The organism is Haladaptatus sp. SPP-AMP-3 (assembly GCF_049568665.1).
Lineage (GTDB): Archaea > Halobacteriota > Halobacteria > Halobacteriales > Haladaptataceae > Haladaptatus > Haladaptatus paucihalophilus.
This window is the reverse complement of record NZ_CP145901.1, coordinates 14006-28247: the sequence shown is the minus strand read 5'-3', so window position 1 is coordinate 28247 and position 14242 is coordinate 14006. Positions and strand designations below refer to the sequence as shown.

The 14242-nt window shown below is 49.3% G+C and carries 11 protein-coding genes and 1 pseudogene; 5 read left to right on the top strand and 7 right to left on the bottom strand.

Features of this window, described 5'->3' with window-relative positions; genetic code table 11:
• Positions 1–97: 97 nt before the first annotated feature.
• A complete protein-coding gene (locus V5735_RS20390) occupies positions 98–535 on the bottom strand; it encodes an SWIM zinc finger family protein (protein ID WP_423746984.1) in 438 nt (145 codons plus the stop codon).
• A gap of 907 nt (positions 536–1442) precedes the next feature.
• Between V5735_RS20390 and V5735_RS20385 the strand changes: the two genes are divergently transcribed.
• Positions 1443–2615 carry a hypothetical protein gene (locus V5735_RS20385; protein WP_423746983.1) on the top strand — a complete coding sequence of 391 codons (1173 nt, stop codon included), beginning with the start codon at positions 1443–1445 and terminating at the stop codon, positions 2613–2615.
• A 50-nt stretch (positions 2616–2665) separates the two neighbouring features.
• On the opposite strand, the pseudogene V5735_RS20380 reads toward V5735_RS20385, so the two are convergent.
• The 3 genes and pseudogenes from V5735_RS20380 to V5735_RS20370 form a co-directional block, all read right to left on the bottom strand.
• A pseudogene (locus V5735_RS20380) lies at positions 2666–3337 on the bottom strand (IS6 family transposase).
• 341 nt (positions 3338–3678) lie between these two features.
• Entirely contained in the window at positions 3679–5214 is a 1536-nt protein-coding gene (locus V5735_RS20375; RefSeq protein ID WP_423746982.1) for a PQQ-binding-like beta-propeller repeat protein, read from the bottom strand.
• Between the two features lie 67 nt (positions 5215–5281).
• Entirely contained in the window at positions 5282–6667 is a 1386-nt protein-coding gene (locus V5735_RS20370) for a PQQ-binding-like beta-propeller repeat protein (RefSeq protein ID WP_423746981.1), read from the bottom strand.
• A 108-nt stretch (positions 6668–6775) separates the two neighbouring features.
• Here V5735_RS20370 and V5735_RS20365 point away from each other — a divergent pair, with 108 nt between their 5' ends.
• The 4 genes from V5735_RS20365 to V5735_RS20350 all read left to right on the top strand — a co-directional run bounded on the left by V5735_RS20365 (position 6776) and on the right by V5735_RS20350 (position 11855).
• Positions 6776–6967, top strand: a complete 192-nt coding sequence (locus tag V5735_RS20365) for a hypothetical protein (protein ID WP_423746980.1) — start codon at positions 6776–6778, stop codon at positions 6965–6967.
• Complete coding sequence (locus V5735_RS20360; RefSeq protein WP_423746979.1) at positions 6964–10083, top strand: hypothetical protein; 3120 nt, start codon at positions 6964–6966, stop codon at positions 10081–10083. The genes V5735_RS20365 and V5735_RS20360 overlap by 4 nt, the downstream gene beginning before the upstream one ends.
• An 836-nt stretch (positions 10084–10919) precedes the next feature.
• Positions 10920–11369, top strand: coding sequence for a DUF1254 domain-containing protein (locus V5735_RS20355; protein WP_423746978.1), 450 nt, complete (start codon positions 10920–10922; stop codon positions 11367–11369).
• Between the two features lie 24 nt (positions 11370–11393).
• Positions 11394–11855 carry a DUF1214 domain-containing protein gene (locus V5735_RS20350; protein ID WP_423746977.1) on the top strand — a complete coding sequence of 154 codons (462 nt, stop codon included), beginning with the start codon at positions 11394–11396 and terminating at the stop codon, positions 11853–11855.
• Between the two features lie 617 nt (positions 11856–12472).
• On the opposite strand, the gene V5735_RS20345 is transcribed toward V5735_RS20350, so the two are convergent.
• The 3 genes from V5735_RS20345 to V5735_RS20335 form a co-directional block, all read right to left on the bottom strand.
• Positions 12473–12871: a type II toxin-antitoxin system VapC family toxin gene (locus V5735_RS20345; protein WP_423746976.1), complete on the bottom strand. Its 399-nt coding sequence runs from the start codon at positions 12869–12871 to the stop codon at positions 12473–12475.
• Positions 12868–13011 (bottom strand): hypothetical protein, encoded by a 144-nt coding sequence (locus V5735_RS20340; protein WP_423746975.1) that lies wholly within the window; start codon positions 13009–13011, stop codon positions 12868–12870. The genes V5735_RS20345 and V5735_RS20340 overlap by 4 nt, the downstream gene beginning before the upstream one ends.
• A 298-nt stretch (positions 13012–13309) precedes the next feature.
• The gene (locus V5735_RS20335; RefSeq protein WP_423746974.1) at positions 13310–14224 is read right to left on the bottom strand and encodes a hypothetical protein; all 915 of its coding nucleotides are present in this window, start codon (positions 14222–14224) and stop codon (positions 13310–13312) included.
• Positions 14225–14242: the final 18 nt, after the last annotated feature.

Sequence of the window (14242 nt, the reverse complement as noted above, 5' to 3'; positions counted from 1 at the left end):
GCGACTACAAGTTGTGGCACCGTTTGATTCGCCGGTACCCTCCGCCGGTGCCGACACAATCCTCCTGCAAGAAGCGCAGACTCATACGTAATTCACACTACTCTTCCGGGAGATCGCGACACCCGGATCGCACACAGGGCCAACACGGAAACCCACCAAGCCCATCACAGTCACAGTCCGCTGGCTGATCCGTGTCACTGTCTTCTACATGGGTTTCAGCTTCCGTCTCGATCTGTGTTCCACCATCTGCAACAAGGGAGTGGTCTGTCGCCGCTTGCAGGAGTGGTGTTCGAATCGCAACGCCAACCCGATGTTTGCATGCCCCATCATAGCGGTCGTCCGCAGGACACTCACAGGCAATCGGTATTCCATTGTGAACAGTGACGAGATATTCATGATCGGCTGGATTCGCATGGCTCGTATTGCGAACGAACACACCCCTCGTTGTGAGTGAAAATTCGAGGGCTTCGTATTGGGCGCGCTTTGCAACTCGGTTCGTGAACGTCAATTCTGAGAGGACGTTTTTACTGGACATACTCACTCCACGAGGCACATCTGCTGTGCCCCGCACCCCTCCGGGGGCGAAAAAATGCCTGCGGTCAGGTCACACTGTCAATTAACAAGCACGCTTAACACGATTCACAGCCGATATCTTGTGTCTGTGATTAGTATATTATACTAACTCAGTCCCGTTCGATGCCTTGCCCGTCGAGAACCGGACTTTCGGAAATCCAAATCGGAAACGGATGGAGCGGTGTCGGATTCCACCGCCCTTGCCGAACGTTCTGATCCTGATCGACCACGGTAGAGTCGCGTCCAACTGCGACAGCCGAAGCAGAATTGAGCTATCGACACCTTGGTTCCAGCAGTCCGTCGGATCGCTGTGGAACTCATCACAAATGTATCGGCCAATTCGTTCGACATCAGCGCGTCCTCATCGAGATTTGGTGCACAAAATGTAGGACCCTGCGTGGCCGAATGGTCAGAGACAGCGTGAGTTTCCGGTTGGGTTTCTATGGGTGATATGACCCCGTCTCCACCACCAATGGAGAGCGAGTGTTCCACCCTTTGCTGCGCTGCCCAGCACGGTAGTCACTCGGACTGGTCGATGTTGATTCGTTCTGTATTGGAATATTCGGAAGCGACTCTGGCTTGCCTAAGGGGATCTTGGTAGTCGTGTTTACCCGCAATGAGTCAAACCAGCCATATTGAAGAAGGATGGGACGCGTATCGACGAGCGCTTCGACCGACTGATCAAGCAGTCTTTGATCGACTCTTCGAGTATGCCCAGCTACATACTGATCCCAGCACGGTTTACAAACCCCTGTTCGTCGAGACGCCGGTCCTAATCTCGATTCTGATCGAACAGCAGCGACAACTCGACGACTTGGCGGATCGACTCGATCATGTAGAGGACGATTTGAACAATCGGGGATGAGGCGATGGTGTACAAAATCGACTACGTCAACGGCGACGTGCACACCTGGTCGGTGATCGAGACGGGGGTGAGTTGCGAGATCGATGAATCGTATACGCCGACAATCTACGTGTCTGTGCATGGTGATGGCGACTTTTCGACGGCACGTGCTGCACTTCGTGATCATCCTGCCGTTGCGCAAGTTGCTGTGGTTGATGAACGCGTGAGTTTTCGCCACGACCTCGAGCAAGTACTCCGAGTAGATGTGGTCGACCTCAAGGCGGTGAATTCGGTGGCACGAATGGTGAGTAAATGGGGTTCACCTGGTGCATATCGCTGTTACAACGTCGATTTCTTGCGAGAGTTCCGCTACTGTCTCGAAGAGGAAATTGACCCACTGCCGACCCACGAACTCTCGCAGATGCAGATTGCCGTCTCGGAGACGGAACTCGTGAGTGAGCGGGTTACAGAACTCACGATTGACAATGAGACGGTGACTGGGAGTGGGGATGACGTGCTAACCACACTGTCGGCTCGTGTTGAGCGTGTTGACCCCGACGTTCTGTTCTTAAATACGAGCGATCTCATTCCAGTTCTGTTCCAGCAGGCTGACCGACTTGGTGTGGAGTTTCAGCTTGGGCGACGTCCGGGGTGGCAGCAGTTGGCGGGCGAATCAACCTACGAAAGCTATGGACAAGTCGGGCACTCACCGGCACGGTACAATCTCCCTGGTCGAGTGATCATCGATGGCTCGAATACGTTTATGTGGAATCAGACGAATCTCGATGGCTGTTTGTATCTCGTCGAGCAGTCGGGCAAACCACTGCAGGAATTGGCCTGGTCGTCGATTGGAATCATTCTGACCGGGATTCAGATCCAGGAAGCACGAGTTTCAAAGAAGAAGGAGGACTATTCGCAATCGACGCGGAGTGTGGCGGCACTGGAGCGAGCGTCTGATTTGGGGTTAGCGCATGCGCCTGGTCAAAGTGTGTCGTATGTGGTGGTGGATGATTCGAAAAAATCGCGTGAATGGGTGCTGTTGGAGAGTGAGGAATCAGACGAGTATGATGTCGGGTTTTATCGAGAGTTGTTGGTTCGTGCTGCGGCGAGTGTATTATCACCGCTTGGGTGGCGTGAGAAGCGTATTGAGCAGGATCTAGGACAGTATACCGAATCTAGTTTGGCATCGTTCGGATAACGAATCTCATTAATCTTCGCTTAGGGCGTGCATTTCTTCACCGGCATTGTCTAGTTAAGCTCCTCCTCGACAGGCGTTCGGCTTTCAAGCGGTTGATGCAGTCTCTGATGGATATAGTAATGTACAAACTGTTCAATCCATCGCTGAACGCTCGGCCGACTGCCCACCCACGGCGTATAGAAGCGGTCGATCCGCTGTTTGAGCGTGTTTTCGATCAGGTTTCGCTCTGTGTAGTCGAGCCCACCGCTCAACCCAATTCGAAAGAGGGCAGTTCGATAGCTGTAACCATCAATGAGAGACTCGGCGTCCGAGAAATCGTGTTTTTCAGCTAATCTAGACAGAAACGCAGCCGCCGAATCAGTGCCATGCTGATCAAACACTTCGAGACCGAGCAGCAGTTTTGTTTCGGTGTCTATTGCAATGTACACCCAAGACCACTCGCCGTTAATCTTGACAGCGGTTTCGTCCACCGCGACCCGCGTTGGCATCACCGACGGCGGGTCGAAGAAGCTGTCAGATACCCGACGGACCCATTGAAAAATCACTTGGTGAGGCCGTTTCACGCCGAGGAGCGCGAGAATCGCTTTTGTTTCTCTGAGTGAATAACCGATCGTGTGAAGCCAGACGGCAAACGCCCTGACGGGCGTCGCCGTCCGCTCATTCTCCTAAGTTTCTTCTAAATCCGCGTTTAAGCCATTGCTGAGGAGTTCTTCGAGCGTCATGGACACATATGACAGGAACTCCTCACCTTCTCAAACTGGCCTAACTAGACAGTGCCATTCTTTCTAGTTTGCCACCGCATTCAGGGCAAACAATATGCGGGCTCATCGCGCTTGCGGTTTCTTTGCACCGATCCACCGAGACAGAGGTGAGTTGAGTGCAACCGATTTGTTTCGACCAAATAAATTTTTCAACAATGACGTTCGTCCTATTCATCATATGTGTCGTAGACACACTATATATTTTAATATCAAAATATCACTGATTGGTTTACAACTGCTTTCTACCAGATTTGAAATCAAGCTTTATTCAAATTTTAACTCGATAAGTGGTGAGGAGATAGTCATTCTAATGAAGATCGAAGATGTGCCACAAGACCAGATAGACCGCCGATAGCTGTGAGCACACCCAACCCCGGCTGACCATCAGAGGATGTCGTTTTGGTTGTATTTGTACTGGTTAAGCTACTAGATGTTGTCCTCCTGTTAGCTTCTGTTGTCTGTATTGTAGACGAACCAGATTTGGTGGTATTGGTAATGGTTGATTGAGTAGTGGAACTCGTATCCGTTTTCGTAGAGGTTGTTCCTGAATTCGTTGAGCTTGTTGTGGTTTGCGTAGTGGTAGAGTCCATATCTTCCCCCAGAACATGGAAGTTTCCGTACTCGGTGTACATCCAATCCGTAGTTGAGTTCATTGGATATGTTACCGTGTATATTTTCCCATTAGCAACAACCGGAGAATTAGCTGCAGGGCCATATTCGTCAAAATTCCAGCTGCCAAAATCATGACGCCATTGACGTGTGCCAGATTCGGCATCTAACGCTAAAACGACCGCGTTCCCTGTTTCAGTGTCTATATCACTTCGGCCGCCAGCATAGAGAGTCCCATCGCCTACAGACAGGGCTCCCGAGATCGTTGCATTTGCATCATATGACCAGACTTCCTCTCCATTGCTTACATTGAGTGCCCTGATGGTATTCCCAGTATGGAATAGGACGTGTTCACCTGTGATTGTGAGTCGAGGATTCGACCAAGTGACTTCTGTTTCAACTGTATATGACCATTGGACTGCCCCATCATTAATGGATCGAGCTTTTATAATTACTTCAGAGCTACCATTATTCTTTACAGCGTAAACCCTTTCCTCTGATACAGTTTGTAGCTTCTCTTTCTCACTGGATACATTCCATAACACAGACCCATTGTCAGCATTCAATGCGACGCCATTTTCGTAGAAAAGAGTATTATCTGCAAAACATGCTGGTCCACTGGCTACATCAGTTTGCCATATTGCATCACCAGTGTCCCAATCATGTTCGCTAGCATGACTTGAACCGCTAGCGAACAGGCGACTATTTACGATTAAGGGATTTGTAATACCAAATGATTCCTCCTTATTCCACCTTTCTTTTCCAGTTGAGGTATCAAGAGCGAAAAAACCTGATGAATTAGATGACTTTGATCCATTGGTGTCAAAATATAATACACCATTCTCATATGTTGGTGTTCTTGGTGGAGAGATTCCATCAAATTTCCAGACTTCCTTTTGTGTTTTTGGATTATAAGCAGCTACATAGCCGCTACCAGATGATGGTGTTTGTTGTGTTGTTACAGCTAAATACAAGAGTTCATTACCGACAATTGGTTCGACTGAACTCATTCCTCCATTTAAATCGAATGACCATTCCGTTGTAATATTTGTCTCAGGACCACTGTCAGAGGTTGTACCGGTGCGACCTACGTTTCCCCGAAAGGTTGTCCATGGGTCACTTGATTCTCTAGCCTCTGCTATCGAAAGACCAAATCCCGATCTAATCCCAGCTGCTGTACCAAGAATACCAACACCTTTGATGAAGCTTCGTCGAGTATTTTTACTCATATAAATATAATTTATATTATGGAATATAAATTTTGTGATAAAAACTTATTCGCTGAAATTTATCGGGTCAAGGAAGGGTTTCCTTACTATTACCAGATTTACTTTCTAAATTACCCAATACAAAAAAGTTGGAGTAGAGTAGATATTCATAGTCAAGCATTGAACCAGCAGGATACGTAGTTGTGTATATTTTTCCGCCAGCGACGACAGGGGTTCCCGCAGCAGGTGGCTCCTCTGGAGAGGTTTCAAGCGACCCGGTGTCAAGTAAATGAACCCATTTGAGATCTCCTGTGGCCACATCAATCGCGTAGATAAGTGCTTTACCTACACCAGGTTTGGATGGTAGCATGTACCGACCACCTATATAAACGGTATCGTTAGCAGCAGTTGGTCTACTGAAAAATTCACCAGCTAACTCTTGTGTCCATTGCGTTGATCCGTTTTCAGGATTGAGTGCTATCACAGTGTCCTCTTCACTTGAATCAAAGAGAATAAGAGAGTTATCTGTGACTGCAAAGCGTTTATCTACTGTTGCTGTATTTTCGAGACCACGTGTCCAATCAATTGATCCATCTGCTACTAATCGAGATTCAAGTGTCACTGTATCATCGCTACCGTCGATGTACCCTATTTTGAGGTAGTAGACTCGCTTGTTTGAGACAATATGATTGGCATATGTAGCGGCTTTATCACCAATATCCCATCTTACTGACCCATCCGACGAGTTCAAGGCTTTCCCATCACTAAAGAAGAGAACCCCATCCCCATAACTTAGTGCACCATCACTGCCGTCAGTTAGCGTACCGATACCTGGTGTTCTCCAGATCGTCTCACCAGTTTGTTTATTAAGTGCTACTGCACCGTCTTCATTTGCTGTAAAGACTTGATCCTCTACAACAAGTGGGGAAATCCAACGAAGATCATCAGTACGACTCCACTCTATGCTTCCGTCATTAATATCGAGAGCATAAAGCCCCCCGTTATTCGCTTCTGGGCTTTCTGGTACGTTGGTAGCGACATACAGCAAGTCATCGTCAACGGACGGAGTTTTTGGTGATGGAAGATCAGACTGCTTCCATTTTAGATCACCTGTCTCACGATCGTAACCAGCGATATAACCCGCACTCTCTTCAGAATTACCATTTGTTGTAATTGAGAGGTATATTGCGTCATTAGTTACAATTGGCTCCTTATGTAGCATGCTACCATCCAAATCCAATTTCCGATCTGTTGTTGCATATGGTTTTGGTCCGTCACCAGAAATGGCACCAGTCCGATTTGGATTTGACCGAACTGTTGTCCACTCGTTGTTAACAATTGGATCCTCACTATCAGACTCCTTTGCAACAATATTGCCGGTTTCAATCGCAGCCGCACTCAATGTAAGACCGACTGTTTTTAAAAAAGTACGTCGGTTGTTTCTCTGATTTTCTAATTGAAGTTGCTTCTTCATTAATTAGCTCATATAATAAAAATATATAATATATGCTTTTTGGTTCCGATCTCAAGAGACTAAAATAGGAAAAATTTTATATTGAGGAAAATGAATTCCTTTTATCTCATGAAAACACTCATTAACAAAATTAATAGCAAGAAACATAGTATTTTGATAAGTTGTGTGAAAGAATATCATAGCTTCCTCATCTCTACAATTTCATGGGTGGAAAACACAGAAGAAAATATAGGTGAAAAATGGATCCCATATTCAGAAAAAAGCAGGCACTTGATTGACTATTGGGGTATGTCTGAATGACAACATATAATATTGTCGAGGAAGGAGCAGATGACAGTGGTGACACCCCGATCGATAGCGTATTGAATAATATTGCCAGAGAGGACACTACGATAGTCTTCCCCTCAGGAACGTACAAACTCAATGAACTCCTTGTTCAGTCAGGTGTTGACAACCTTCAACTCATTGCACCTAACGGTGCTCGCCTGGTTCCCGGCCAGTCAGGAGATAACATCCGGTGGATCGATGTATACTCACAAGGATTCGTCATGGATGGATTCGAACTGGATATGCGTAATACGCCAGTGCCACCATTTGTTCGGATGAACTACGAATCTGGGGATTGGGAACTCAAGCGATTGGTTACTCGTGGAAAGGTACGGGCTGCCACAGACTCAAATATTAGGTCTGGTAACTCAAGTGAGGCTCGAACCTATTTTAGACTCTCCTCGGCAGAGGGTACTCGTGGTCTTTTACAGGACTGTTATTTCCATGAGGGGGCATGTGAACCCGATGAAGCGAGTAACCGCCGAGCTATCCTTGTTGAATCAGGAAAGGGTGAACTCGTGTTTAATCGCTGTTGGTTCGAACTCTGGGGTGAAAACACAATATACGCGAAGAATCCTGAAGGCCCTATGAAGGTTTACAATTGTTTTCAGCGAAATACTCAGAACGGGATGCGCTTAGGTGGGAATACCGAAGTTCGCAACTGTGTCTCAATTAAGGATGATAAACATCCAATTCAAGCTTGGTCTGGTGGATCACTTCAGCGTGGTGTGAACGCAGAAGGTTCGGTTCCAACTGATTCATCACGAGGTGTCAGTAGCTATAAGGGAACAATTACTATTGCTGATAGTGATTTCTATCATCGTTATCCAGAAACCTCTTGTGGGGGGCCAATCACAGGGCCAACACCGGTCGAGCGAATTGACGTACAAAATGTCAGAATCAGCTATAACTCTGAAAAAAGCCACGACGCAATCTATACGTTACCCGGTCGTATGAATGATGGGGATATTGCTAATCTCGAATATCTTAAGTTGCAAAATATCCAAGTCGAGAATGATCATCCATACACATATGCTGTTTCCATCGATCAGACACCCGATGAATGGGGCACGGTCTCAGGTGTGTTAGGTGGGTCCGGAAAACAGACGGATTCATCGTATGTTCGAGACCAGATGGTTACAAACGGTGACCCGACATCTCCTGATACACGACCACCGCTCCCACCTGCACCACCGCTTGGAGAGGTCCCACTCCAATCAGCACAGCTAGTTCGTATTGACAATACTGGGAATGACACCGCTGCATCCTTCCAAATTACTGCTGGTACGTATGTTCTCCCAGCGGGTGATAACGGAGCAACTGTGGCAATGGATTGGGGGCCAGATGACTCACCAGTGCGACCACCAGATTCACAGCAGGCTACCGGATCGGTTCCACCAGGAGAGGTGTATGCCTTTTACGTCACCGATGGTATTGTTTCGACTAGTGGTAGTGGATCTGCAACATGGAGTGTTGATGGAACGCCGTATTCTCCAGGTGATGTGCTTGCAACAAATACGCTGACTACCGATCAGACATCCGAAGACCAATGGCACTACGTTGAAGCAAGTGATCAATCGACTGGTGTTGTTGTTGCGAAACCTCTCTCATACTATGGCGCTGAACCAGCACATGTTCGGCTTCAAAATGATATCACTGGTGGGTTTGAGTATAAATTGGAAGAATGGTACTATCTTGATGGCTCTCACACTACAGAAACGTTTAACACGCTTGCTGTATCGCCTGCGGAATATAATCTCCAATTGGACAATGGTTCACCATACCAAGTAAAATCCGGGACGGTGATCGCAGACGATGAATTTACATCGGTACCTCTTGATGATTTCTTCGGTTCGACACAACCCGTCGTTCTAACGCAAGCAGAAACATTCGACGGTATTGATCCGATCGTCACACGAGTCGCTGATCTGACGGATGATTCATTTAACGTAAGAGTTCAAGAAGAAGGAAATGAAAACCACACTATAGAAACAGTTGGATATATCGCACTCCAACCCGACATTGGGTATCTCAATGGTAGACCATTCGAAGCGCAACAGACAGCGCAAGTAGTTTCTGACGAATGGACACGCATTGAGTTCCAACAACGGTATCAAAGACCGCAATTCGTTGCCGATCTCCAAACATACCATGGTCTTGATACGGCAGCGCTTCGCTACCGCAATCTTACCAGTACAGGTGTCGAAGTAAAAGTCGAAGAGACACAAAGCAACGATGAAGAAACAGACCACGCTACCGAAGTGATGGGATATGCTGTCTTTGGAGAGCCAACAATCTTAACGGACACAATTTCCAGTAATCAGCCGAACCGTGATTATTGGCACCAGGCTCAATTAGATTCACAGTCGCATCGTGTGATAATTGCAAAACCTCTTTCGGGTAATGGTGGTGACCCAACTCATGTTCGATTACAAAATGTTACTACTGATAGCTTCGAATACAAGCTAGAGGAGTGGAAATATCTCGACGGAGGGCACACAGATGAAGTATTCCATATGATGGCTGTGGAACCTACAGAGCAGGAATTACTACTAGATGATGGCACTTCCTATCGCGTAAAAGCTGGAACAACATCCATATCTAGTGGTTTCATCAACGTTTCGCTAGGAAGTACCTTTGGAACAGAAAGGCCGGTTGTCTTCACACAGGCTCAAACATTCAACGAAGCTAACCCAATCATCACCCGGCTCCGAAACGTCTCTAGTAGTTCGTTCGATGTGCGCCTCCAAGAGGAGGAGGCCAAGGGTGGACACACGACTGAAACCGTTGGCTATGTTGCACTTCAACAAACAAGTGGGCAGATCAACGGGAGACCGTTTGAAGTCCAGCAAATCGGAATCTCGATCGATAATAATTGGGCGCAGCTTACCTTCGACCAGCAATACGACCAACCTAAGTTCATCGGTGGCATGCAGACATTCAAGGGTCCTGATACGGCCAGCCTTCGCTATCGGAATCTTACCGGTACCGGTGTGGAGGTCAAAATTGAAGAGGAACAAAGTGTCGATACTGAGGTATGGCATGCCTCTGAGACAATAGGGTACGCTGTCTTCGAAAACTCAGTATAACTTAAGCAGGATTCTTTCGCTCCTTCTTTGCCTAGCTAAGCGTCCGTTCCCATCGTCGGAAATGGGTCTCTAACGACACCAATCTATTTCGTTCAGACAGCGGTACGCAACACCAGTCTTAGTGCTTCGGCTATCTGGGTGCAAGAGTGTCGAAGTAGTTCTCTCACGACTCGTCTTTAGTTCGTGCAGCAGCGAGTGTTGTCACCACTTAGGTGGCGTGAGTCGGACATTGAGCAATTCCTTTCGAGTCATGACGAAATTAGCCTCAAATCGTATCTCTAATGACCACAGGATAGAGGCTGGATCAGTTGCACACCTTCTCTTCTAACGAACCACAAATTACGGCCTCGCTAGAAAGCTCCAATCGATATCCGATTTCGTCGGTTGTGCTGGTTGCAGAACACGAATCAAGCCAGCCACGAACGTACACAGGAGATAGGTAGGTTGTTCAGTACACAGAAAACAGGTCTCAGATCAGAACTGAACAGGTGGCCAACCAGTTCTCACCGCCATTCTGTCTGGAATTTATGTTATTTTAGAGATATTAATTTGTAGGAGTCCGTCGTATGGAGTGCGAGTCGGGTGGGGCAGTGCTGTGGGCATCGTGCGGAGGAAAGAGAGACACCAACCATGAGTAACGAGACACACGCCACGACGGCTGACGCAGAATCGAATTCTAACCCGCTGCAGGCAACCCGCCGCACCGCGCTTCGCGGGGCAAGCCTCGCCAGCTTACTTGCGATGGGCGTCGGTAGTGCCAGTGCTCGCCAAAACACATCGACACAGACTACCAACCCAGCGAGCAACAGACGCCAGAAGATGACGAGTCAGTCCCGGTGACGTGGGAGAACTACCCACGCGCCAACTGTCATGCTGCGTTCCAGGCAACCGTCGACAGGGATGGGTTCGGACAGCTCTATAATTACAGAGAGATAACCCCTGTCACGGACCAGTTGGACATCGAGCCAAATCGTGACACGATTTACTCACTCGGGGTGTTCGATCTGACCGAGCCAGTCTCTATCACGCTCCCAGACAGTGGTGACCGCTACCAGTCTATGAGTGTCCAGAACGAGGATCAATACGTGAGAAAGTTCGCCACCGACGCCGGCGAGTACACGATCACACAAGAGATGGTCGGGACTCGGTATGCTGGCGTCCTAATCCGCATGTTTGTCGACCCGAACGACCCGGTCGATCTGGACCAAGTCCGGCAACTCCAGGACGTGATTGGCGTCGAACAAGCATCGGCTGGCTCGTTTGAGATCCCCAACTGGGATCCATAATCGTTCGAACAACTCGACGAGGCGATGACAACGGTCTATAGAACGCTCGAGGACTTCTTGGGCGCGTGTGGTGACGTCGGCGAGGTCGACCCCGTGAAATTTTTCATCGCCAGTACGGGAGGGTGGGCCGGCCCCCCGCAGCCATCGGAAGCGCTCTTCCTCCAACGGATTCCCTCCCAGAATGACGGCGAGACGTCATACACACTCACCGTCAAGAATGTCCCGGTCGACGCGTTCTGTTCGGTCACCGTCTACAACCGTGATCTCTTCCTCGAGGAGAACGAGTTCGACGCGTACACGGTCAACAACGTGACCGCAGAGCGAGCCGATGACGGCAGCGTCACGATCCATTTCGGTGGCGATCCCGACCAGCCGAACTTCCTCTACACCCCAGAAGGATGGCACTATATGGTCCGGCTCTACCAACCGCGTGAGCCAATCATCAACGGGAGTTATCAGTTCCCCAAAGCTCAGCCGGTCGAGTGAGGCGAATGTGCGGATATTTTCTGTGATTGCTCCTGGCAATCGGTTTGCTGCACATTACAATGTCGTAATAAGGGGGTTTGGCCGAGGCAACCCCCCTTGTTTTGCAGAAAATAACGTACTCTACCGTACCCAACTAACTAGTACCACCATGTGTCACCGGCAATGCGGTGTGAATCTCGTGTAGTGGCGTGGTTCGAAAGGGGTTCGACGAACCTTCGTGAGTACAACGCTCTAATTAGCGCCCTCCGTTCTCTATTTCCGCGTTGGTTTCGTGGGCGCGCATCCATCCCGCTATTTCGGGATGGGCGAACGTGATTTCGATGTGGAGACCACCGACGCCCATTGCATCGTCCACACACAACGTCCGTGACTCTTTGTAGGTCACTCCGGGCACACGCTCGTCCGTCTCTTCCATCACCCGATAGCCGTCGTTCTTGTATGCACAGCCGTAGTGCGTTGCGACTTCCCGATAGCCAAACCGTCGACCATCACGTCGTTCGTCTTGGCAACGTTCTTCGCGTGCTCGAGGACGTCGAGATACTTGTCCTCGACGTGCTGGGTATTTATCTGCGTTAAAATGAAGCAAACGCCGATGCTTACAGGTTCGATAACGTTGTCTATGAATCGTCGATGATTTCTTCCGGTGAGCGCGCTCCTGCTTCAATGAGTTTCTTGTCGAACGAGACTAATGTCGTGTCTTGGCTCTCGGCACACGCTAAAATAAGGCAGTCCATCGGATAGAGCAGTGTTTCCTGATGTCGTTTATTTGCAGCAAGCATATCGGACGCATCCGGAACGACAATTTCAACCTGGGATGTAACTCGTCGTTCTAATTCGGCCACACGCTCCTGTTTGAGTTGCTTCTTTTTGCCAAGAACACTCCGCAACTCCATCACATTCAGTAGCGAGGTATAGAAGTCCGCCTCGTGGTTCAAGAAGTCGACTGCAACATCTCCTCGGTTGGGTTCGTCTGTAAGTGCCGCTATGAAAATATTCGTATCGACAAAATACCTCATTCGCGTTCCCGTAGCTCTCGAACCGCAGCAACAGAATCCACGTCCAGTTCGCTTGCTTCGCCAGCAAGCGCGTCACCTAATCGCTCTTTTTCATCGGTGGTTTTTGTCAGCTCCGTGAAGTCGCTCGCTAAGATACTCATTACATAGCCATTTGTGTGCCAGCCTAAGAAACCTTCCCCGTATTTGCGAACCAGACGTAGCACTCAAGCAATCACGGGATTTCGGTGTCCCGCTCCGACCACAGACGCGGTGGCCGGTACCCGCTCTCCCCCTCCCGCTGGCTTCTAGCCGATAGATGCCGATACAACTACCATACTCACAAGTAGCCATACGGCGTCTGTCCCGAACTGTGTCAATTCGGGACGTCCACGACCACGGTTGTGTGGGGGTTCGTGTTAGAGTCGTGACCTTCTCGGGTGTGATTTCGTCCCGACCACGCTACTCTCCGGCACCTCCGTCTGTGGTCGGGCTATCGTCCGCGTCCGTGTTCTCTTTCAAAACCTCACCGGGAAGCTCCACATCGGCTTTCAACACGAGACGAGTCTCCTGGTAGTTCAGTCCGTCTTTGGATCGCTGGCGTTTGATTTTTCCAAGCCGATTCTTCGAGAGTTCGCACATTGCGTCCATTGTCCGCCGTGCGAGTTCCTGGCTGTACTTCTTGCTCACGCCACACTCTTTCAGGCGAATCCACTCAGCAAGATCGGAGGCATCGAGATAGGCACGGATCTCGCCACTGCCGGTCGACCAGAGCGAATACCGACTGGCATCGTCACGTTCGCGCCACACCTTGGCTGCGAGTTCGTCGGGCTTGCGATTGGTTACGGACGCCAGCATCTCGTCATCATAGCGAGCCAGTCGCTGGATCGGCAAGAGATCGGCTGTCGAATGCGCAACGGCACCACCGCGACCGAGGGCATCTTCCTCACCGGGGAGTCGGAAGTAGGTCTTGCCGTCGTCTTTGGTAATGCGTTCGAGTCTGTTCCCTGCAACGGTGATTCGGTCTTCGTCGACGTTTTCGGCGAGTAAGTGGACGCCTTTCTCGAACTCACGAGCTTGGAGTTCATCGATTCGTTCGTCGCAGGCCTGCGTTTTGCGGGTAATGGCCGTCCGATGGGCTTTTGCGTCGTCTACTTTGTTCGCTAGATCCGCTACTCGCTCTTCGAGTTCCTCGATCTGGGTGTCTTTCTGTTCGAGATCGGCATGGAGATCCGAGATGTGTTCGTCTTTCTCGGCCACATCTGCTTCGAGGTCGTCGATACGGTCGGTAAGCGTCCGGACATGGTCTGCGAGGTCGCTGACCGATACGTCACCAGCGAAACTACTGGCTGCTCCGGAAACAGTGGTGTTACTCATTGGCACGCACCTCCGTTC